This is a genomic window from Psychrobacter sp. WY6, from assembly GCF_018448495.1.
GTDB lineage: Bacteria > Pseudomonadota > Gammaproteobacteria > Pseudomonadales > Moraxellaceae > Psychrobacter.
Genome location: NZ_CP049902.1, coordinates 509,557 through 531,960 on the forward strand (window position 1 = coordinate 509,557; position 22,404 = coordinate 531,960).

General features: G+C 38.6%; 24 protein-coding genes. 9 read left to right on the plus strand and 15 right to left on the minus strand.

The window, feature by feature from the left end:
• The first annotated feature begins 87 nt into the window (after positions 1 to 87).
• Positions 88 to 1,782, plus strand: coding sequence for a DUF262 domain-containing protein (locus G7Y90_RS02515; RefSeq protein WP_250163296.1), 1,695 nt, complete (start codon positions 88 to 90; stop codon positions 1,780 to 1,782).
• Between the two features lie 1,615 nt (positions 1,783 to 3,397).
• Here the strand turns inward: G7Y90_RS02515 and G7Y90_RS02520 are convergent.
• From G7Y90_RS02520 to G7Y90_RS02565, 10 genes are all read right to left on the minus strand, one after another.
• A complete protein-coding gene (locus G7Y90_RS02520) occupies positions 3,398 to 3,913 on the minus strand; it encodes a hypothetical protein (protein ID WP_250163297.1) in 516 nt (171 codons plus the stop codon).
• A gap of 126 nt (positions 3,914 to 4,039) precedes the next feature.
• Positions 4,040 to 4,774: a hypothetical protein gene (locus tag G7Y90_RS02525; RefSeq protein WP_250163298.1), complete on the minus strand. Its 735-nt coding sequence runs from the start codon at positions 4,772 to 4,774 to the stop codon at positions 4,040 to 4,042.
• A gap of 121 nt (positions 4,775 to 4,895) precedes the next feature.
• Positions 4,896 to 5,126 carry a hypothetical protein gene (locus G7Y90_RS02530; RefSeq protein WP_250163299.1) on the minus strand — a complete coding sequence of 77 codons (231 nt, stop codon included), beginning with the start codon at positions 5,124 to 5,126 and terminating at the stop codon, positions 4,896 to 4,898.
• 44 nt (positions 5,127 to 5,170) lie between these two features.
• Positions 5,171 to 5,326, minus strand: a complete 156-nt coding sequence (locus G7Y90_RS02535) for a hypothetical protein (protein ID WP_250163300.1) — start codon at positions 5,324 to 5,326, stop codon at positions 5,171 to 5,173.
• 380 nt (positions 5,327 to 5,706) lie between these two features.
• Entirely contained in the window at positions 5,707 to 6,258 is a 552-nt protein-coding gene (locus G7Y90_RS02540) for a restriction endonuclease subunit S (RefSeq protein ID WP_250163301.1), read from the minus strand.
• Complete coding sequence (locus tag G7Y90_RS02545) at positions 6,213 to 6,599, minus strand: restriction endonuclease subunit S (protein WP_250163302.1); 387 nt, start codon at positions 6,597 to 6,599, stop codon at positions 6,213 to 6,215. The genes G7Y90_RS02540 and G7Y90_RS02545 overlap by 46 nt, the downstream gene beginning before the upstream one ends.
• Complete coding sequence (locus G7Y90_RS02550; protein WP_250163303.1) at positions 6,592 to 6,837, minus strand: hypothetical protein; 246 nt, start codon at positions 6,835 to 6,837, stop codon at positions 6,592 to 6,594. The genes G7Y90_RS02545 and G7Y90_RS02550 overlap by 8 nt, the downstream gene beginning before the upstream one ends.
• Positions 6,838 to 6,866: 29 nt before the next feature.
• The gene (locus G7Y90_RS02555) at positions 6,867 to 8,219 is read right to left on the minus strand and encodes an HsdM family class I SAM-dependent methyltransferase (protein WP_250163304.1); all 1,353 of its coding nucleotides are present in this window, start codon (positions 8,217 to 8,219) and stop codon (positions 6,867 to 6,869) included.
• Positions 8,213 to 10,471 (minus strand): DEAD/DEAH box helicase family protein, encoded by a 2,259-nt coding sequence (locus G7Y90_RS02560; protein ID WP_250163305.1) that lies wholly within the window; start codon positions 10,469 to 10,471, stop codon positions 8,213 to 8,215. The genes G7Y90_RS02555 and G7Y90_RS02560 overlap by 7 nt, the downstream gene beginning before the upstream one ends.
• 176 nt (positions 10,472 to 10,647) lie before the next feature.
• The gene (locus G7Y90_RS02565) at positions 10,648 to 11,295 is read right to left on the minus strand and encodes a type I restriction endonuclease (protein ID WP_250163306.1); all 648 of its coding nucleotides are present in this window, start codon (positions 11,293 to 11,295) and stop codon (positions 10,648 to 10,650) included.
• Between the two features lie 476 nt (positions 11,296 to 11,771).
• On the opposite strand from G7Y90_RS02565, the gene G7Y90_RS02570 reads away from it, so the two are divergent.
• The 8 genes from G7Y90_RS02570 to G7Y90_RS02605 all read left to right on the plus strand — a co-directional run bounded on the left by G7Y90_RS02570 (position 11,772) and on the right by G7Y90_RS02605 (position 16,363).
• A complete protein-coding gene (locus tag G7Y90_RS02570; RefSeq protein ID WP_250163307.1) occupies positions 11,772 to 12,080 on the plus strand; it encodes a hypothetical protein in 309 nt (102 codons plus the stop codon).
• Positions 12,081 to 12,282: 202 nt separating this feature from the next.
• The gene (locus tag G7Y90_RS02575; RefSeq protein WP_250163308.1) at positions 12,283 to 12,672 is read left to right on the plus strand and encodes a WYL domain-containing protein; all 390 of its coding nucleotides are present in this window, start codon (positions 12,283 to 12,285) and stop codon (positions 12,670 to 12,672) included.
• A gap of 88 nt (positions 12,673 to 12,760) precedes the next feature.
• A complete protein-coding gene (locus G7Y90_RS02580; protein ID WP_250163309.1) occupies positions 12,761 to 13,495 on the plus strand; it encodes a hypothetical protein in 735 nt (244 codons plus the stop codon).
• Positions 13,485 to 14,300 carry a hypothetical protein gene (locus tag G7Y90_RS02585; protein ID WP_250163310.1) on the plus strand — a complete coding sequence of 272 codons (816 nt, stop codon included), beginning with the start codon at positions 13,485 to 13,487 and terminating at the stop codon, positions 14,298 to 14,300. Before G7Y90_RS02580 ends, G7Y90_RS02585 begins: the two co-directional genes overlap by 11 nt.
• A gap of 230 nt (positions 14,301 to 14,530) precedes the next feature.
• Entirely contained in the window at positions 14,531 to 14,914 is a 384-nt protein-coding gene (locus G7Y90_RS02590; protein ID WP_250163311.1) for a hypothetical protein, read from the plus strand.
• Positions 14,915 to 15,095: 181 nt separating this feature from the next.
• Entirely contained in the window at positions 15,096 to 15,461 is a 366-nt protein-coding gene (locus G7Y90_RS02595; protein ID WP_250163312.1) for a hypothetical protein, read from the plus strand.
• 175 nt (positions 15,462 to 15,636) lie between these two features.
• Positions 15,637 to 16,104 carry a hypothetical protein gene (locus G7Y90_RS02600; RefSeq protein ID WP_250163313.1) on the plus strand — a complete coding sequence of 156 codons (468 nt, stop codon included), beginning with the start codon at positions 15,637 to 15,639 and terminating at the stop codon, positions 16,102 to 16,104.
• Complete coding sequence (locus G7Y90_RS02605) at positions 16,097 to 16,363, plus strand: YkgJ family cysteine cluster protein (protein ID WP_250163314.1); 267 nt, start codon at positions 16,097 to 16,099, stop codon at positions 16,361 to 16,363. Before G7Y90_RS02600 ends, G7Y90_RS02605 begins: the two co-directional genes overlap by 8 nt.
• 479 nt (positions 16,364 to 16,842) lie before the next feature.
• Here the strand turns inward: G7Y90_RS02605 and G7Y90_RS02610 are convergent, their stop codons facing one another.
• From G7Y90_RS02610 to G7Y90_RS02630, 5 genes are all read right to left on the minus strand, one after another.
• Positions 16,843 to 17,061 (minus strand): hypothetical protein, encoded by a 219-nt coding sequence (locus G7Y90_RS02610; RefSeq protein ID WP_250163315.1) that lies wholly within the window; start codon positions 17,059 to 17,061, stop codon positions 16,843 to 16,845.
• The gene (locus G7Y90_RS02615; RefSeq protein WP_250163316.1) at positions 17,058 to 17,567 is read right to left on the minus strand and encodes a DUF3726 domain-containing protein; all 510 of its coding nucleotides are present in this window, start codon (positions 17,565 to 17,567) and stop codon (positions 17,058 to 17,060) included. The genes G7Y90_RS02610 and G7Y90_RS02615 overlap by 4 nt, the downstream gene beginning before the upstream one ends.
• Positions 17,551 to 19,290, minus strand: a complete 1,740-nt coding sequence (locus G7Y90_RS02620) for a hypothetical protein (RefSeq protein ID WP_250163317.1) — start codon at positions 19,288 to 19,290, stop codon at positions 17,551 to 17,553. The genes G7Y90_RS02615 and G7Y90_RS02620 overlap by 17 nt, the downstream gene beginning before the upstream one ends.
• A gap of 126 nt (positions 19,291 to 19,416) precedes the next feature.
• The gene (locus G7Y90_RS02625; protein WP_250163318.1) at positions 19,417 to 21,102 is read right to left on the minus strand and encodes a BCCT family transporter; all 1,686 of its coding nucleotides are present in this window, start codon (positions 21,100 to 21,102) and stop codon (positions 19,417 to 19,419) included.
• Positions 21,103 to 21,326: 224 nt separating this feature from the next.
• On the minus strand, positions 21,327 to 22,268 hold the full coding sequence (locus tag G7Y90_RS02630; RefSeq protein ID WP_250163319.1) for a membrane dipeptidase: 942 nt from the start codon (positions 22,266 to 22,268) through the stop codon (positions 21,327 to 21,329).
• Positions 22,269 to 22,404: the final 136 nt, after the last annotated feature.

The following is a 22,404-nucleotide window of genomic DNA, read 5'->3' on the forward strand; positions in this document are numbered from 1 at the left end:
GGTTTCATTTATGCTAAGCTTGCACTAAACAATCTTCCATAGAAGATACCATCAACTTAAAGCAAGTGGAACAGTTTAGGGTTAAATATGAAAATTGATGCGAATGTCTTAAGTATTGAAGATCTTGAAAAGTATTATTTTGTAGTGCCAGACTATCAAAGAGAATATGTCTGGGAAGCTGACAAACATATCTACCAGTTTTTAGTTGATATAGACGAAGAGTTTGAAGCCCATTCTCACGAGCAACAAAGCTACTTCATTGGCTCAATCATTGTTGTAAAAAAAGATAGCAAATATGACGTCATTGATGGTCAACAACGTTTGACGACTATTGTCATTAGCTTATGTGCAATGCGTAATATTCTAGAAGACTTACAAAAGCATGATCAGCTTACTGATATGAGCAGCAGTATTCTAGATATTATCAAAAAATGGCTCTTTAAATTCGATTTGAGGACTAAGTCCACACTCTCTCGTCTTGAGTTACAGTATGACGAAAGTAATGGGTACTTAGACACCGTAATTCAAAAAAAGGCTTATGAAGGTGAAGTTACAAATTCAATTGAGAAAATGCAAAAGGCATATGACCGTATCTTTAAACATTTGCAAAATTATCTGAACCAAGAGGCAGAGTTATTTGAGGAGTATGTCCAATATTTTTTGACTAATGTTAACGTTGTTGTGATTGAATCAGACAACTTAGGTAGCGCACTTAAAATATTTGAGACAATCAATCAGCGCGGTGCTGGTCTAAATGCAATGGATTTAGTCAAGAACTTGATGTTTAGTAAAGCTGATACTTACGACTTTGAGAGTATCAAAATTAAGTGGAAGCAAATTACTACCGATCTTCAAGCTTGTGGTGAAGGAGATAATCCATTACGCTTTTTAAGATATTTTATGATTGCACGTTATCATAATGGCATCATACGTGAAGATGATCTGTACTCGTGGATTATATCTAGAGAAGGTAAGCTGAAACTACAGTATGAAACCAAACCGCTAAATTTAGTCAATGAAATGACTGCAGCGGCTAAACGCTACAGTCATTTGGTTCAAGCAACGAATAGCGATAGTAGCAGTCTCGGTATTAATAAGTATCCTAATGTAGCCAAAATTGGCTATATTAATAAGCAACGTTCACGTCAGCATCTCATGTTACTAATGGCATTAGATTTGAACTGTAATGACGATGTAATTAACTACTTAGCTCAGCAAATAGAAAGTTTTCTGTTTTTCGCTAATACTCTTAAAATGCAGACTAAGAATTATGAAAGACGGTTTACAGACTGGGCTATTAAACTACGTGGGAAGCGTGATATAGAAGAAATCGTAGAACTTATTGATGAAACTATGATTCCATTTTTAAGAAGCTATTTGTCTGAATTCAAAAATAGCTTCTTGCAAATCAGACATTATGACTATAACCCGCAATATCGAGAGCGCTATATTTTAGGTTGTCTTGATACAGAAATATGCAAGCAAGCAGGACTCAATCCATTAAGTCAGGACAATATACAAAAGCTTCAAATTGAACACATTCTCCCACAAACCTTAGTCAATTTAGAGGCAAGTGATGAATTTGATGAAGAAGAACGTGACAAGTACACCTTTATGTTGGGTAATACTACTCTACTTGAGAGTCAAATAAATCAAGCTATAAATAATTACAACGACTTATCTACTGATTGGTTCAGCATGAAGCAATCAGAATACCTGCACTCAAACTTTGTGCTAACTAAGCTATTGAATGATCAATATAATTGGCAAAAACGGGGCTAAATCGCCTAAAGAACAAGCTAAACTGTCAATTTGTTGAGTGGACAAAGACATCTATTATACAAAGACAGCAAATGCTAATGGAGCTAGCTTTTGATTACTGGCAGCTAAATGGTAAGCGTCTTGATGAATACTATAGGGTAAGCGCTGTAGAGAGTGTAGAAGGATGAACTTAGCTTTTAGATGGTTAGTAAAAAAGCCCCTAGCAAATAGCTAAGGGGCCTTTCTATGACAAAATATTTGCTAGTTAGATTTTACTTAAATCAGTCTTAATAAGGAAGCATTTATAGATTAGGTAATTACCGAAGCTCTGTTTATTACAGCGGCTGCATTATTTTTCAATAAATATAGAACGTTCACCAATTGAAACGACACGTATTGTCGTATCTAGGTTCAAGCCTCTTGATTGGATTAAGTAACGATCAACAATAAATATTAACTATTGTTTTATTCATATACTAATTCTCGAGGTTACGAAAATGCTAAGTCGTGGAAAACTAATGTACATTGGTTGTTCTCTTGCAATATTACTTATTATTCCATCTATTTTTTACAATATTGCTTTGAAAGTCACCATCCTTCTAACATTTATACCAGCAGCTTTGATATTTTGGATTGTTAGAAAAGATCAAAATTCTATACAAGTATTCCTGGTTACATTGCTAATAACCATTGTGTCCTTTATTGCAATTATTTTGGCTGAGGTTTCAAGATTGCTGTATTGGTTACTAGTTTTTTCATTTGTGATTCTTCAAGACTTATCGTTTAAATTCGTACACTATTGTCTTAACAAACCTGAGTGGTTCATACCATTTCAAAGTGGTACGTCTATAAAGAATAATTATTATATTGTATTCCGATACTAATTTTGATTTTTGGAGCTTATCATTCATTTCCAAGCAATGCTTATCAGAATATTAGAGAAATGCCTTTTAGTTTCAACCTAATGGATGCATTTTCAGGAGGCAAACCAATTGAATATCTTATAAACTTCGCTAATGAAACCTACAGTGTTGGTGTTAACAACATAAAATCCTTATTAGAAAATTTGGCAAAACCATTGCAATGGTTAATACTTTCATCAGCACTCACCACTTTATACAAGGCATTTGATCCGATAAAATGGATAAGACAATATCTCCAGTTAAGCATATGATAATAAGCCACCTTAAAAGGTGGCCTATTTTTTTGGTTTGAAGTATTAAGAAATCCTATTTAAGTAAGCCTTATCTAATTTACAAAAGTAGCAATCTTGTCATAAATCTCTTCCTCAGCATCTAAAACCTCTATTTCTATATCGTAGCCTTCTTCTTTTTTAAACGCTTTAAGTTGTATAACGAATTGTCTATATGACTATCTATAATATCCATTGCTTCCTTTGTGATACGTTCATTAAAAGATGGACGATATATAAATAGTCCGGCCTTTGCTTCTCTACTTGTCAATAGGCATGCGTTCTGGACGCTAGTACAGCCTAGGTAATCCAGATTGAAGCTTAGTGCATCTTTGTCTATATAATCGGCTGATACAACACTCGCAAACAAATAATCATGTCCAAACATAGTTTCATTTGATTGAGGACGCCAAATCGGCAAATCTAAAACAATTTTTTTATCATTTATACGCTTTCCAAGAACACTTTGTTTTCTTGGTAATAGCTAGATCTGTTAATAGATTGCAAGTTGCTCTTTAAGCCTTTACGTAATTCTGCCGTATTAAGGATAGAAGGCTTAGGTTTCTTTTCCTGTTGATAATGATCCATATGTATATAGTCACGATATAATGAATCAATGATAGACTTTACAGAAAGACCAGCGATTGGCATTAAAGCTGTGTATTTGACTTGTGCAGAAGGTGGTGAAGTATAACCTACTGTATCTAACGCTAATGCTAAGGAATCCAATAGTAATCTTAAGCCTTCGGTAGGTTCTTTACCATAAATACAATTGAAACCTCTTAAGCTAGAGTCGAGTAATCTAAAGCGGATCTTACTCTCACCTTCTTGAATAAAACCAATACCCAGATTGTGCACTTCTTGAGCTACGATGTCAGGGGTAAATTTTATGACAAAAAAATGCCCTTTTATAAAGGCATCTGCAGCATATTTAGATTCTAGTAAGCTTGTCCAGTTCATAACGACAGCATCCCATAGCGGTTACTTAGAATTCGAGTAATATTATGATCCCTACTCTGTAAGAATTTCAAGAATTCTTTCCAATCTTTTTTATCATCATCACTAGCTAACATGTCTATCCAAAACTCACATTCTAATATATATCTTTAAACATTTTGTTCTACTCGATGCTACTCCGATGATAGCACTACCTTTACGATGATCAGCTTGTACATCTTTTATTACCAAATCTGCTAAGTAGTTACTATAATGATAATGATCGATAAGCCCAGCTCTTCGCCAATTTGTACCGTCTTCAATAGCAAGTTTGCCATTATCGATTAACCAAAAATCCTTTGAATTAATAGTCAGAATATTACGAGGCAAACGATCAGTATTTGCCATAGCCTCGTCACACACTAAAGCTTTTTTGAAATGCTTCCACTTTCTGAGTTCATTTTCTACAGCATACATACTGTGGCTATATCTGATAGCCATAGATTTTGAGTATATTCGCTGTGTCGCAAACATAGGAATAATATCAGAAGACTCATAACTTTTTTTTATTCGTTCGTTAAGATTGCTCCATAGGTGTGTGAGCTTCTCTTTGGGCATTAACACAAAGAATGCTTGTTCAGGTTGTGGAACCTTATGCAAGTGACAAATCAAATAACCAATAATCTCATTAAGTAAGCCTCTATCTCCTTTAGCAATATGGGGATAATTAAAAGCATATGCCTTAAAGTAAACAGGTATATCTTCGCCCTTATACAGCACGTTGCCAGTAATAACATCACTTACAATATCATTTTTTTCGCAGGTGTCCACCCTGAGTATCTCTAAGGGCTGAATAGTTTTAATAACAATGTCTTTGATATTCATATTTAGATTATACCTATTAAGTCATTATCCTGAAAATTAGCCTTATTTATTTGCAACCTGCTGATCTTTAATACCACCTTCCTGTTCATTAGCATAGACAATAGCCAATCTCTAATCTCAGCTAATCTGCTTTTATATGTGGTGTCAGCTCACCACTAGGTGATTCTAACAAGTAGGTTGTCACAAAATATGGTTCTGCTGGGAACTTTAGAGCTTCGGGAATTAGTGGGCCATTTACGCCTATACCGAAATTCTTAATATCAGCAAAGGACTTTTCAGCAGCTATCAATGTGTCCTCTAAAATGCTGTGCATATATTGATTAAACAAAGATGCTTCCACAGCCCCAGACATTATCCCATGCTCAGAGATAAGATTATAGTTATCGGGTATTTTTACTAACTGTGCCGTTCGATAGTCGGAACGAGCGAGTATGTTAAGAACAGTGCTTTTTCTTGATCGGTGGCATCTAATGCATAAGCTCTAAACAAAAAACGCTGAACGACACCCGTCATTTGATCTACAATTGGCCACACATTTGCTACTAGCTCCATAATGCTTTTCCTAATTATAATTTTATAGTGATTACTTTACTGTCACCTGACCATTCATTAGCATAGGTAGTAACCAGTCTCTTAGGTTCTCTAGCTTTTTATTCTCCAAAGTCTTAACTTTTATTTGTCTAAATAGAGGATCAACTACTTCGTAATACTTAGTGAGTAGCTCTTTATTTGGGTATAACATATTTATTGAGCTAAAATCGCCCTTGTTCATATTAGCGAATGTATTACCTGTTTTAGCTTTTGCTCCTTCAAAGTATGCTTTTATTGCGAAGTACAAATAATACATATTCAGCCGATTACTACAGACTACAGAGTTTTCTGCTGATTAGTTTGTGATTTCTCGGTTACGAAACCAACTAACCCAGGACTGGCTATACATGTAACACAAATTGTATCCTCAGGAAGATACTTATTTTTTGAGTATCCGCACCTTCAGATGTTAGCGTCTCTTCAGTCTGGACAATAAAAGTATTAGCACGAATATCGCCAATAGTTATAAAAGGAGTATCGCCATCGAAATACTCAGGCTTCTTTTTTGAAGGTGTTTTACCAGTTACAATATTTGGCTCAATATCCTCTATCGTTGAACTACTCCACCCCTCAGGTATCTCTCGCTTTAGCACTTCGTTATAAACCATCTTGCCGCCACACGATTTATAAGACTTGCCGTCTGCATTAGGGAAATCAAACTGTACAAACCAGTAGTCATATAGCGTCTTTGCCATAGCTTCTAGTTCGGCGTTGATTTGGTTGTTGAGCTCGATTTTTTTGTCAATAGAAATCAATATCTCAACAAGTCCATCTTGCGAACTTCTTTCAGATGGTATGTAAATCTCTATATTTGAAAATGTAGATTTGTTTAGAATTGGCGTTCGAGTTACGGTAGCCTGTGAAAAAAGAAAATCTTTTTTGTTTTCAGCCAATAGTAAATATAAAAAGGGTTATATCTATCTCTAATATTAGTAATTGAGTTAATTTGTTGATTAGTTACACAAGCGCCTTCAACGATGCCTATATTTCCCATATCCCAACCGATACATCCAACAAGTACACTAACTCCATTTAAAGTGCTGCTTTTTATACTGTCAAAACCTTGTTGGGTAACCATCCTTTCGGACTCAGTAATTAAAAAATGTTTATGTAAGTCTGTAGGACCTATAAACATATAATCATTGCCGTAGTTATTAGGATTACTAGTTTTAGGTGTTCTACCAGTAGTAACCGTACCTATATCACTAATTTTCACGTAGCTAAAGTTATTCATACTTTAACTCCGCCAACTGCTTTTTAATCTCATCCTCTAACTCATGAGATTGCTTAAACAAGCTATCTAAATTATCAGTAAAGACTTGCATTTTTTCAGCGAACTGCTTAGGTGTATCAGTATATTCAATTTTTACCTCAAAATATTGACCTGCACTCAGACTATAATTTTTTAAGCTTATATCTTCATAGCTGACTGTTACGGACAAATCGTCGACTTGCTGTTTGTTATTAAACACATTAACGATCTGCTGCTCTTCATCAGCACTTAAGACAGTCTTTTGGGTTTACCTTCCTTAACTTTCTTACCTAGATTTGACGCATCAACCAATACGACATCGCCATCATTACTATCATCAATAAATAAAATTGATACGTTTGTCCCTGTAGTGGCAAAGATATTGGATGGCATAGACACCACACCAGCAAGCATTTTATCATCGATTAATTTTTGGCGAATTTTTTTACCAATACCAGTAGAGGTAATAAAACCAGTCGGTACGACCACCGCTGCCTTACCACCTTTTTTGAGCGAGGTAATAATATGCTGTAAAAAGAGCTGATAAATTGCCATACTCTCTTTTTCCTTTTTGGGTATAGTGGGAATACCTGCAAAGAAACGTTCTTTGTTCTCGTTGCTATCTAGGGCATCTCGATAATCGCTAAAGTCTAGCTTAAATGGTGGATTGGAGACTATATAGTCAAACTTCTTAAGCTTATCATCGTCCTTATGATAAGGGTGATAAATGGTATTACCTTGAATCACGTTAGGTATAGAATGCACTAAATTATTTAAGATTAGGTTTAAGCGTAATAGGTTCGATGACTTTTGCGAGATGTCTTGGGTGTAGATGGTACAACGGTCTTCACCGATGGCATGGGCAACGTTCATCAATAGCGTACCTGAACCTGCTGAAGGGTCGTAACAGGTGACATCCCTTACCGTACCACGCTCCGCTTGTGGCACCAGTATCTCAGCCATAATGCGAGCAACTGCATGTGGTGTGAAATACTCAGCATATTTACCGCCCGAGTTACTGTTATAGTCTTTAATTAAGTACTCAAAAATACCTGCATAAAAATCGAATTTTTGGTCAAAGATACGCTCAAAACTAAACTCGATCAGCTTATTAATAACAGCACGGCAAAAATCATCACGCTTAGACTCATCAGCGATGTATTGGCTGAGACGATCAAACAGAACAACTTTCGCTCCACCGTCTGTTTTTACCGCAAAGATGTCGTTGTTCTTAATCGCGATATCAATCAGCGTGTCATCAAATAGCTTAGCAAAGTCAGGCGCGTTACTTTGGCTGAACAGATAGCTGATAAAGTGCTGAGGCTCCAAACGAGCAGTATCTGAGCTCATCTGTAGCTGTAGCATCTCATAGTCTTCTTCACTCATATCACTAAGCGACTTTTCCCAGTTATCCACCTTGGCGATATCTTCATCTATTTTTTTAGCTTCATAAGCAAATTTATCATTTAGAAACTTGTACAAGAATATCTGTGTGATAATTTTGAACTCGTTACCATCATTACCTAGACCATAATTGGCACAAATACTTTTTAAACTATCGATTAATTCTTGGGTTTTCGCTTTAAACTCAAGCTCTACCATGGTCTTGCTCCAACGTTGTATTCATTTATATATTCTGAGACAACCAGCTTATTGATGTAGCGTGAACTGTCAGGTTTTAATTTGATTTTGTGGTCTTTCATAAAACGTTTAATAACGATGGGCATCATCTGCCCCTCAAAGTAGCTTTCGTTATCGACGATCTGACTACTATTGAGTACCTTTTCATCCGCATCATTTTTTACAGCCATTAGTGCTTCATGTATGGTACGTTCGGAACTGTTTATATCCGTCTGCTGAGGCTCAGTTAGGCGCTTATGTATGCGAGCATATTTAGCATCACCTTTATATTTCTGCCGCATTTGCTCATTCATACGGTTGAGCTCTTTTATGCGTTTATGAATTTTAGTGAGCTCATCAATATTTGCATTCATCTGCTCTTGTGAGACTTCGCTAAGCTTTCTCTTCTTAAAGAGTCGTTCTAATTCTTCTCTTAGGCTGATAAACTCAGGATCTCGTTGATCAAAATTGCTAGCCATTGCTTCACGAGTTTTACGTAGCGTACTTTTAAGCTCATCAGCTAAGACCAGTTCTTCTTCGCCTATTTTAGTAAACTTAAATATCACATCCTCTAATGCTTGGTTAAGTAAATTACTTGTACCTATACCCTGCTCTAGATTTTGCTTGGTATTTAATAAATCAAGATGATGACTGGTCTCTCGGTAAAGAACGTTTAACTTGTTAAAATCAAGCTCTTCTAAGAATTTATAGTCACCTTGGAGCCGAACCAGATTATATAGACTTCTAGCATCAGCCAGTACCTTTTTAAGGCTCAGTACCGTTTCTCTATCTTGAATCTGGCTAATTTGATCGCTGAATAACTCCATGTTGTCCGTCTCGTAAAGAAACAGTACGTCCTTAACATGCTCAATTTCCTGCTGTATCTCTTCATGCGATTTAAACAGATGTGAGTAACTCTCCATCTCATCGCCAAACTCTGATTGTAGCTCTTCAAAATAGGCTTTATTAGTTGCATCAAACTCTTTACTGATATCTGCAAAATCAACCACGTAGCCATATCTAAAATCTTTATAGGTACGGTTCACACGAGTGAGCGCTTGCAAGAGATTGTGTGCACGAATCATACGTCCAAGGTATAGCTTCTTCAAACGCTTGGCATCAAAGCCAGTCAATAGCATGTTGTACACAAATAAAATATCTATCTTTCCAGCCTTAAAATCCTCCACCCAGTCCTTACGTTCTTCTTTAGTACCAACATCGTGCAAAATCAGCTGGGCAGATTTGACTTTTACCTCTTCATGACGGATCTCTGCTAAGGTTTTAACATTCGAATCCGACGCTTGATTGTTAATAGCTGCTTCGTCTTGAGCATAGAGTTTATTAAACAGCTCGTACATATACTTGGCTTGCGGTGCGCTATCACAAATGACCATGCCGCCTATACTTGCATCATTTAGCGCTCCACGACTGTTCTCAAAGTCTGTGACAATGTATTTAATCATCGGCTCAACAAAACAAGAATGAGCGTATATGTCCTCACGCTTAACATCACCTACCAGCACCTTAGCTTTAGCAAGTGCTTCTTGTAAAATCAGTTTATACTCGGTAGATATCTCTTCTCTTATCAGTCGCAGGGTATAGCCATCAGCAATAGAAGCATTGTAATAGTACTTATGGATATAATCGCCAAACAAGGCTCTTGAATTATAGTCATCACCCAATAGCGGTGTACCTGTCAGACCGATTTTAATAGCATTAGGATCTGATTCTTTTAGATTGGCTAAAAAACTGCCTTTAGGATTATAGCTACGATGCACTTCATCTAAAAAATATATTCGCTGAATATCAACGTTATAGTCTTTGGTCGAAGCAACGTCAGGATCGTCTTTAAACTTGTGTATATTGACTACTGTAATCTCAGGTACGCCTGCATCATTGTGAATGGCTTTGGTTGCTTTGATATCACGAGCAAAATCATCTCTGGAGTCAACGGTTCGAACTCTTAGACCACGCGCTGTAAACTCACGCTGTGCCTGTTGTAGTAAGTCTAATCGATCAACGATGAAATAAAACTTAGGTGTTATTCGTTGCTTTTGAAAATAGTCTGTTAGGAAGCGCACATTATAAAAAGCCAAGGCAGTTTTACCGCTGCCTTGTGTATGCCAGATAATACCTTTTCTAATACCCTCATCGAGCTTATTACCAATAGCCTTAGTCGCAAATATCTGCGGATAACGCATGATATGTTTCTCTAGCCCTTTAGTCTCGTTCACATAAACCAGCGCATAACGCAGAACGAATGCCAATCGCTCACGACTGAGTAAAGAGGTACAGATGCTATTAGTAGGACGTTCTGGCTGCTTATTGGTTTGGAACTCTGAGCTATTTCGAATGACTTCTAAGTTATTATCCTTCAGTACTCTAAGCTCATCAGCGTCAGTAACTGGTTCTAGTAATGCCGTATAGTTGAACGTCTCTTCTTCACGGAAATAGTTGAATATCGGTTTGTGGTAAGAGAACTGGCGTAAAAGGCTCCACGTAATGGTTCAGGATCGCCATCCACATATTCCATGTTGTTTGAAAAAATCATAAACTGCGTAATATTAACGAACCGTTTGAACTTAGGGTTCTCAAATCGTGTATTGATACGATTTCTCTCAGCGATAATACCTTCTCGATTATGCGGCTTTTTGACCTCTATAAATACTAATGGCATGCCGTTAATGAGCAAGGTGATGTCAGGACGGAATTCTTCGTCGCCATTTTTGCAGGTCAGCTCCGTAACCACATGAAAGCTATTATTGTTAAATTTTTCGAAATCAATCAGCTTCGTACCTGAACGCTCAGATAGCTTGTCAAAAAAAGCTTTCCCTAAATCTTCATTGTCTAAGAGCAACTTCACATCTTCGAATAGGCGTTTGACCTCATCGTCTTTAATGCTCCCATTTATTCGCATCATGGCATCATGAAAAAGTTCAGGGAAAATGTTGGTATCGATATCCCATTTGGCATCTTTAAGCGATAAGTATTGATAACCTAGCTTCATCAAATGAAGGATTGTTGGGATTTTTACACGGGAATCTTCATTGAAGCTCATGATGAATAGCTCACTTAATCAATAATAAAATGGTTGTAGTAGCAAATCTATAGATAAGAGTCACTATACGTCAATCGGTGTCGTTAGTTTTTTTCATTTTAGGCATCAGTATAGCAATATCAGATAAATTTTGAATGCTTCTACCTATAGGCTAACCCCTGTAGGTCTTAGCTTAAGCTATCAAACTCCAATTTAACTATTATGATTATAGGCATTTCATACTTTCACGATTGCTCTCATTAGTTGAGAACTTTTTTACGGGTTTAATATTATTGAATGCGATTAGCCTATCCTTAGACACAACCTGTCATTACTACCATTTATACTTGCTAACATAAACCAAGGAAAAAGTAGGCTCAATAATACGAACAACTGAATATTTGTTTTATTTCTATTGACACCAATGTATAAAAGCAGATAATTACAATCTTGTAATAAAAAATAATATATAGCAACAAAATAGGATATATACGTTGATGGGCAGTAAAAAACACGAACGTTTGGCTTATCGGCTATCAGATATCATCATCCGCCTAAACAACGGTGAGCGTCTAAACATTGACACGCTTACCCAAGACTATCAAGTCTGTACCCGTACGCTTAAACGCGATTTTCAAGAGCGCTTAGCCATGCTGGACTTTAGTGACTCAGGTCCAGTTTTTTATCAGCTTTCACCCAATCGAGTTGGATATTTGAACTTGACTGAGATTAAACGCTTTGCAAATTTTGCAAGTGTGCAAGACTTACTGCCTAAGATTGACCGACAGTTTTTTATGACAAGCTAAATCAGAGTATTGTGATAAAAGGTTTTGACTATGAAAATATTCAAGCACGAACTCAAGAATTTAATCTCATTAATCAAGCCATTAGGGATTGCCGAATAATTACTTTTGATTATCAAAAAGTCAGAAAGCAAAGTAGTGAAAATGCGAAAAACACTATCATCTTGAACCCTATCATCTCCTTAATAAAAATGGTATTTGGTATGTGATAGGTAGACATGATGCACAAACGCGTAATTTTTGTTTTACCCAAATATCTAATCTGTGTGTCACTGACAAGACCTTTGACTGTGATGAGCAAATTAAAGCAGGTTTAATAAACACAGATAGCTTATTTTTTGATAATCACATCAATGAGATTGTATTGCAGGTCAGTGCTAAGGTAGCAGGGTATTTTGAGCGACGAGACCTACTACCTAATCAAGAATTGATTCGTAAGCTGGATAATGGCGATCTATTGCTGGCTTGTCGTCAGGTTCACCCACGTGAGGTCATACCGATTGTGCAATATTGGCTACCCCATATCAAAATTATCAGTCCCTCTACTGTTCAGGAGCAAATGGAGAAAGTTTTAAAAAGCTATGTGTCTATGTAGAAAGGTTTCATAAGCAATATTGAGATGACTGTTTTACTATTAACTTCCATTAAATCAAGGGAAGTAACTGATATTTAAGAGGTTGATAATGAATACTGTAGTTAAGGAATATAAGCAGCAAAGAGGTATGGCTTCTGACTTACGAAATATTGCAATCGCAAGCGCAGAGCACGAACTGATTCAACGTTATGGTACAGCAGGTAGTCAGTTTTTAACTGGTCTTCGCGGTATTGATCATGAAACTGCTAAAGAATTTGATAGAAGCCTGCTGAGTATAGCTGAAGGGAAATTAAATCCTGATTATTATGAACAGAACATAAAACAGCAGGCAGGGTATTCAGCTGAGGTTGCCAGCGTTTCAAAACGTAATGCTGACGCTATTATTAATAAGGAAGCGCCTCGCTTTGCTAGAAGTGAAGATACTGTAGGCTATGGTAAGAATCATAGTGTGGTTGACATCGTAGAGTTATTAGATGAAACCGAAATTACTTCACAGATGAAGTTTGTCACGAACAAAGAAAACCTACTAAAAAGTATCGCTTGCGGGGAGGGTAAATCGAAAGATTTTTCACGTTATCTTAGCGTTGATAAACTTGAAGTACCTACCGAACAAGTTAGTGAGATGAAAGCCATATGTCGAAGCGAAGCTCAGAAACTTACTGAACAAAGTGAGGTTCTTAAAAATCTAGGTAAGACCGAGCTAGCCGATAAAGCATTGAAACAAGCAAAGAACTATGAAGCATTAGAAAATAAAATAACAGACTCTGGATTAACGACTGAAGAAGCCATTAATATAGGCTCGACCCTAAGCCATGGTTCGTAAGGATATCGCTAAGGTAAGTCATAGAGCTGGTGTTGAAGGTTTAAAGTTTGGTGTGGCTATTGGTGGCTCTATCTCTGCTGTAAATAATATAGCTGTTTATTCCGGAGATAAAGAGTTCTCAGAAGCTGTACTGGCTACAAGTAAAGACACTCTTATTTCAGGGGCAACTGGCTATGCTACAGCGGCTTCAGGTACGGCCATAAAAACTTATATGGCACAGTCATCCAAAGAAGTTTTACGTAACATCTCAAAAAGCAATATGCCAGCGATGGTAGTAACCGCTTGCCTATCAACGGGTAAAAGTATAAAGAAGTATGCTATCGGTGAGCTTAATGAAGCGGAGCTTGCTCAGGATATTGGTTTATCAGTTACCGGTATGATGTCGTCTTCCATGTTTGCCACTATTGGTCAAGTCGCCATACCTATTCCAGTTTTAGGTGCTTTAATTGGCGGTATGGTTGGTTACGCTCTAACCAATACAGTATATCAAAGCTTCTTCGACGTTTTAAAAGACGCTAAGTTATCGACCGAACGTAGACAACTTGTAGAAATACAATGTGAAGCTGCAAGGTTACTTTCAAAAGAATATGAATTAAAAATTAAGGAGCTATTTTCCTACCGTATCAAAGAGTTAGAAGTATATAGCAATGATATGTTCGAGGCTTTGGACTCACCTGAGATTGATCCTGAAGAGTTTTGCTTAAGAATGAATCGCTTCGCTGAAGAACTTGGGACAAAAATTTCTATCAAAAATATGGCTGAACTAGATGAAGCCATGCTCTCTGACCTACCATTAATAATATAAGGCAATAGCTATGTTTTTAAAAGAATTACAAGAAGAATCGCAAAAAACTTTATTTTTAGAGTTAACTGCTCTCATCATGATGGCAGAAGGCGATAAAGACAACCTCTAAACAAATAAAAAAAGTAAAACTAGATAATAAAAGTTCTGCTTTTTTCCAAAATATTGATGAGAACGAAATAAAAGTTTTATCAGAATATGCTGTAGAACTTGGAGAAAATAGTCTTGATGGTTTGCTCTCTTCAAACGGCTATGACTCCAATAAGCCTGTAGAAGAGTCAAGTATTATCACTAGTAGTATATTAAATAGAATGGCATTTGCGACGAATAGCTTATTAAATAGTAGATATAAATTAAGATCTATTCTTGAAGAACAAGCAAATTTAGCATTTGATGAATACAGTCAGTTAGAAGGCTTTAAAAAAGAGGCAATGTTGACTCTTATTTCAAGTGGCGTAGATGTTTTAAAAATCAATCCTAAAATGGTCGAAGAGGCCATGTTGACTACCTCTATTTTAAAGCAAAAAATACTTAGACGTACTGCTAAGGAACTAATTTCTATTAAGAAAGATTCACTTGGTAAATTTGAAAGCAAAGAAAAAAATAATATTATTTGAACTGATTGGTGCCGGCTATAGTAGTGGTCATTTTGGCGATGAAGAAAGATCGCTCCTACTTTATATCTGTGAACTACTGCGTATCGAAAGTGAGTACATTGAAGAATTTCTAGAGGTTTCAGAAAGGCTTTTTACGATAAATAAAGATCTAGCAATATTAATAAACGAATAGGAAAATATTATGCCAATTCCACTAATAATAGGGGTTGTTGCTGGCGTAGCTGGAGCAGCAAAAACTGGAAAAGCTTTCTATGATAATAAAAAAGCAAGCGAAGCCAATGATACAGCTCAAGGCATAGCAAGACGTGCAGAATGGGGTCTAGAAGAATCTCGTGAGAAGTGCCAAGTAGCATTAGCAGATTTAGGTGCAAAAAAAGCTGATACTTTATCAAATCATGTAAATACCTTTATCACTACTTTTGGAAAGATCAAAAATATAGACTTTCAACATGATGGCAACTTAGGAAATTTAACAGTCAAAGAGTTTAGTGATGTCGTACTCAAAGAGTTAAGCAGGATGTTTCATTTGTCATTGATTCTGGCTTAGGTGCAGGTGGTGGTGCTATGGCAGGAACTCTGACTGCTTTTGGAGCCTATAATGGGACTATGATGTTCGCGGCAGCAAGCACAGGTACTGCTATTAGTTCATTAAGCGGCGTAGCTGCCACTATGCAACCCTTGCTTGGTTAGGTGGTGGTAGCTTAGCCTCTGGAGGTATGGGAATGGCTGGAGGCGCATTAGCACTTAATGCTTTGGCCGCAGGCCCTGGTTTACTCATTGCTGGATGGTACATGGGTAGCAAAGCAAAGACTAAATTAAATGACGCTCACAGCAATATCGCTAAGGCTGAAGAGTTTGCAGCTGATATAGATAAAGCCATAGCTCTTACAAAAGGAATAGAGGAAGTCGCCTACAGAGCCTCAGAGATCATTTCTACCTTACGCAAACATTTGCGTCGTAATTTAAAAGCTCTTGAAGAAGTAATTGAAAGACAAGGTACTGATTATTCACAATATGATCAGGAAGCAAAAATGGCTGTCTTGAAGAATGTAAAGATTATTCAAGTTCTCAAAGTAGCTATCGATACTCCAATTCTTGATGAAGATGGCAGCATATACGGTAGTGCCTCTGCAAACCTAGCTCGAATTGACTCTAGTATTAATGATGGTTTTTATAAAGAAAATGTCTAAACTCTCGTTTCCTTGTACAGCATGTGGGCAGTGTTGTAAAAAAGTCAATCTAAGTGAACAAACTGACTACCTGAATCGAGGTGATGGCACTTGCCGTCACTTCGATGATAATAGTTTGCTTTGCACCATTTATGAATACCGCCCTCTTATTTGCCGTGTAGAAGACTATTACGAAAAACATCTTTCACATTTGTATGAATGGGATGGATTTGTAAAAATGAATTTGGAAGTCTGTGAACAGCTTAAAGATGGAAAGTAGCTATCTTAGTTTAGATTATTAGGAATATCTCGTTATCCAAAGTTTTAATGATAAATAGCAGTAGAAAGTATAAATGTTAAGATAGCAGAAAGAGCGTAGATCACCAAAAAGCGTTTTTTAGTGATAGTATGTGTTTGAAATCACATAGTCAAATATAAATATTTTGTTACAATATAAATTGTAACAAGAGCTTGCGGACAATACTTGCAACTTGTTGGTCTATTTGTTGGTCTATATATCCAATATTATTTTTATAACCATTTAAATCAATGCCTTACATTTAGTGTTTGACTTCCTCCTTCACCGCCAATCTTATTCTGCTTAATCAAAGCCTCTAGCTTTTCCCATCTGTTCAAACAACTCCGAAATACCTTTTAATCCAAAACACTTTCTGAAATTTTTTAATTACAAGCCTCTTTTTGGCTTAATCTATTTGCCTATGTCATTTTGTAACCTTTTATTTATTACATTCCTCTCGCTTACGCCCCTCCCGCACCTTTACTTGATGTTTCGCTATTTTCTACCAACATCGCCGCAGCCGTTTTTTTGAGTATCGCCCACTGCTCATCGTCGACATAGATGCCTTCTTTCCATGCGCGCTGATGCGTTTCAAATAGCTCATCTGTCGATATTTTATAATTGAAATGCTGTATGTCCTGTTCAATATCAAAATTTTGGGTCGCAATTTCAATAATCATATCATTGGTATTGTAATTGGCTTGTGCTTGGTCAAAAAAGTATAAATCAGGATACACAAACCTTGATTTAACGTAAATAATGTATGCTTGGGCACAGAGCCATTGTCCCATTTAGCCAAACAAGCAAAGCCTTTGGCAGCCAGCTCCACCAGCTCACTATAAGCCAACCAGCGGTTATGACAGTTCTGTAAATAAATATGAAAATGCGCCAAATCACCCATTTTTTCCAGAGCATAGTCAATGATAGTCGGCAAGTGACAAGCCAAGCTGCTACCATGCAAATCTAAACGAATAGCGCCGTCTTCTTGATAGACGATATCGATTGGCGTATCGTGCTCGGTTAAAATATACGGACTGGCATTATTAAAGTGTCTGATACCGTCCAAGCCCGCCATCTGTAGCTCAGCGACCATAGTAGCAATCACATCCGCTTCGCCTACTTCACGGTGCATCCCAGTAAAGGCTTTGTGTACTATCGTCACAATTTCATTATGCGATACGATCATGAGTCAAACCTCCCTGCTCTTTCGATAAATTGGGTAATAAAGGAAACAGCCACTCATCACTATGCACTTCTGCAAACAAAGGCGCACCTTGAAACAAGGTGATCCGCACCCAGCGATCTGATCTGGGATCGAACTTGGTGGCACCAAACATCGATAATTTACACCGTAACAGGTGCATGGGTAATGCGGTTTTATGCAAGACATTCATCTGAATATCGCCCAGTGGCTTATGTCCCATTGTCCAAACGCGGCGCGCAATCGAGCGATATTTTGGATGATTTAAGATGAATTCTGAAATGAGCTGCTGTGGATCGGTGGGTTTCAACGCGAGATACAGCTTATTTGCTTGCCGTGCGATGTCTAATGCAAGCTCACGATCAGCACCCGGTTCTTGCCCGCGCACGCCCATCCTTGGCTCTTCTTTATCCACCGAGCGATACCAAAACCAATGGCTATTATCGGGCTGGCTAAAATCAATATTAATCACCCACTGATAATATCGCTCTAATACATCGATTAAATCTTGGATCACCTTGCCTTTCGGTAGCGACAGCGTTTCATCGGCATTTATTTTTTCTTGAAACGCATCGACACGCTCAGGATAAAGCTCCATCAAGCAAGAGATAATCACTTCTTGGCTCTCAAGGCTTAGATGATGGTGAGCTTGTAAGAACTCTGCCCATGTACTGTATTGATTAATGGTTACCATCAAATTATTTTGTAATACGGCTAATTCTGCAACGACCGCTTCATTGAGTTTGATTTGCGACTCATTGATGGTAACAATCTCGCTAAAATGCTGAATAGCACGTTTGATTAAACTGGCAAAATATGCGGTTTTTTTGGGTTCAATCTGGCAGATCAGTGTTACTTGCAACGCTTCTTCACGGGTAGTTAGCCATTGATCGACGACACAAGGATGGTTGATTAGATACGGTGCCATGCCCAGACCGGTGGCGTTACCAACTCCCAAGTAACGCTTAATCTCTGGATGCAGCACAGCGGCGTTGCTACCGCCTTTTTGCTTTGCCAAATAATCGACCCAATCTAAGCTAAACTCACGCAGCAAATACACGGCACACATCTGCGCGCGAAACGATTGGTCAAAGTCCTCGCTGTGATCTAACGGTTTGAAGTCATAAATACCAAACTTACCATTGCCATAGACGGCAGTAGTGCGCAATATATAACCCACTTGCGCGAGTATATCTAAATCTGGTTGCTGACCAATGGCGAGTGAGCTAACGATATGATCAAAGACCCGTACGCTCTTATTTGCTCGTGCCAGCACCATCACCATATTAGAGTTGCGACCTGCTTCTTGCAGTGGTACATTGGCTTGTAGATTATCCAGTAATTCCTCACTTATCTCACCAAAGACCAGACCAAAGGTCACATCCCATTTTTGGGCAATCACCCTATCATTACGCTCTTCATCAGCCAGCTCATTACAAAACACCACCAGATGATACAGATGCTCTGGGGTATTGAGGCGATAAATAACCGTGCCATAGCCTTGCTCATCCAAATCCCACAAATGGGTACTGAGCGTCCATTGCTCTCTATCAATCTTACGCAGTAACGTGCGCACAAAGCTAATGCGAGTTTGGTGCATCGCGCCCAACCTTTCTGCATTCATAATCACGTCACGAGTACGAAAGTCAGTGCTCAGTTGAGGCGGCTTGACATTAATTCTTTCATTATTTGCATGAATCATATTCATAATTTCACTACCTTACCTAATATATTGAGCCAGCAGCTTTGTTAATAATGCCAATGATGATATCTATTGGTAAATAAGTATTCAGCCGTTTTTAGGATCGTTGTTTTGACCTTGACCGTTTGGTAGTCAATCAGTTTTTTGAGTAAGCTTTTCCTTAGCGAGCTTTTCTTCGCTAATTTTATGTCTTACCTCTACCTGATTAGGTCGATACAAGTCTTGCTCTCGCGCCATTTGCTGGGCAATTTGTGGCCCGTTCCATAGCGATGGCAGCAGGATAAAGGAGACAGGCACAGCGGTAATCACGATAAAAGACTGCAATGCTGTCACGCCACCTGAACCAAGCGAGATTAAAACAATCGCTGTCACCCCCATCATAATGCCCCAAAAGGTACGAATCATGGCGTTTGGCTCACGCTCGCCACTGATGACCACACTGATGGTATAGGTCATCGAATCACCTGTCGTGACGATAAAAACGGTGGTTAAAATTAGAAATAATATCGAGGTAATTAAAGGAAAGGGTAATTGCTGGGTAACGGCTAATAGTGCACCAGGTAAGTTAAAGCCTTCAAATGCGCTACTGACACTGCCCGGATTGGCAATCTCAAACGCCAGACCCGAACCACCAACGACGGTGAACCAAAAGCAAGTAACGAGTGGCGCAATGATACAAACCGTGGTAATCAATTGACGAATCGTACGACCACGTGAGATACGAGCGATAAAGATAGCCATCATTGGGCCATAACCTAAGAACCAACCCCAAAAGAACACGGTCCAACCGCCAAGCCAGCCTTCATCACCGCGAAAAGTGGCCAGTGGAATAAAGTTATCGACCATCGTGCCGACACCTTGAATATAACCATTGACGATAAAATTGGTCGGTCCAAATATCAAAATAAAGACCATCAGCGCAACTGCCAATATGACATTGAAGCGGCTGAGCAATTGCATGCCTCGAGCAAGACCACTGATCGCTGATAAGGTATAAAGCCCAATCGCGAATATGATAATGATAAGCTGGGTGGCAAAAGTATCAGGAATACCAAACAAGGTATTGAGTGCATAGCTGGTCTGTAGACCCAGAAAACCGATAGGACCAATCGTACCAGCGGCAACGGCAACGATACAACAAGCATCGATAATCGCGCCCGTTTGACCCGTGAGTACGCGCTCACCAAACATAGGATAAAGAAGTGTGCGAGGTTTCAGCGGCAAGCCTTTGTCATAATGCAAATGCATGACCACAATCGCGGTCAAACTACCGACAATCGACCACGCCAAAAATCCCCAATGCATAAAAGATTGTGATAAGGCGTTAAATGCTCGTTGTTGCAAGTCTGGTGACTCACCGTATAAAGGAGGCGCTGACACGAAATGAGCAATAGGTTCTGCCGCCGCCCAAAAAACCCCACCGCCAGCCAACAATGTACAAAACAGGATGGCCATCCACTTGAAATTGTCCATTTCAGGCTTTGGTAAGTTGCCCAAAATAACACGACCCGTGCGACCTGCACCAACCGCTAAAGCGATGACGAAAGTAGCAAGAAGCAGAATTTGCCAAAAAGGGCCAAAGATATTGGCTGACCATTTAAAACCAACATCCACAATCGTTGCTAACTGTGCTTCTGCAAAAATCGCCATGAGCACAAAAATCGTAATAAACCCGCCACTATACCAAAAGGCAGGGTTTTTTAGCCCCAACGCATCAATATCGGCAGCAGCTGGTACAGCGCTGATCTTATCCGCTGTGCTATTGGCAGCGTTTGAGCGTCCTTGCTCACCTTGGTTAAGTCCTTTTAAATCGGCCATGATGTGGCTCCATATGCTAGGCTAATGTTGCGTTTTAAATCAGAGGTATCGCAATGAGGATATAACCAGATAGCCTCATCATATTATTTACTTCAAAGCTACTTACTTCAAAGCTATGTATTTCAAAACTGTCTATTTCAAATAGCTGTGCGCTATAAAACGTCTGTCGTCTTATAGCGATTTTTAGCGATGACTTGCTAGAATTATCTTTTAGGAATGAGCCTTTAGGCTAAAGGCTTTAAACCACTCTCAAGGAAATCAAACCAGTTTTGACCGATGACTTTTCCAGCATCGCTTTCATTAAAGCCATGTTTGAGTAGACCGTTATAGATATTTTCCATACCGTCCTTGCCAGCAAACCATGGCAAGGTATCTGGCCAACCTGAATTATTGGCATTGCCTTCACCATAATCCATCGCTTTTGACCAGCGCCCATTACGCATCCACTCAAGCACGGCTTGCGGTTGATTGAGACACAAGTCACTACCAATGGATAAATGCTCGACGCCATATTTGTCAGCACAATTAGCAATCATCGTACAGAAGTCATCAAGCGTACAGTCACTACCATTTGGTAAATGAAACGGATATAAGCTGAAACCTAACAACCCGCCTGCTTGGGTCAAGGCACTGATAACCGTATCTGATTTATTACGCAGGGCATCGTGTGCTGTGGTTGGATTGGCATGACTGATACATATCGGGCGCGATGATGCTTCTATCGCCTCAAGCGTTGAACGTTCTGCGCTGTGCGACATGTCAATAATCATACCGACACGGTTCATCTCAGCGATGGCCTGCTGACCAAATCGGGTAATGCCGCTGTCATTCTGCTCATAACAACCAGTGGCTAGTAAGCTCTGGTTGTTGTAAGTCAGCTGCATAATCAATAAACCCAAACGGCGCATTACGCTGATTAGTCCGATTTCATCATCGATTGGTGAGCAGTTTTGCGCGCCAAAGAAGATGCCAACTTTACCCTGCTCTTTTGCCATCTTGATATCAGCAACTGAGTACACTGGCAAGATAAGATCTGAGTTTTGCTCAAAGCGTGCATGCCACTCGCTAAAGCGGGTCATGGTCTGACGGGCATCTTCGTGATAGACCAAAGTGGCATGTACCGCATTGATACCACTGGCTTGTAGCATCTTAAAGTCACGATCCAATGGCTATACTGTAATCCGTCAATGACGATATGGTCTTGGTACATATCAATTCCCTTTAATACTTTTATCGGTAGCCGCTATCATTAGCGATTGAGCGCGTTTTAGCACAGTATCGCTTCGATAGCGGCGAGTATGC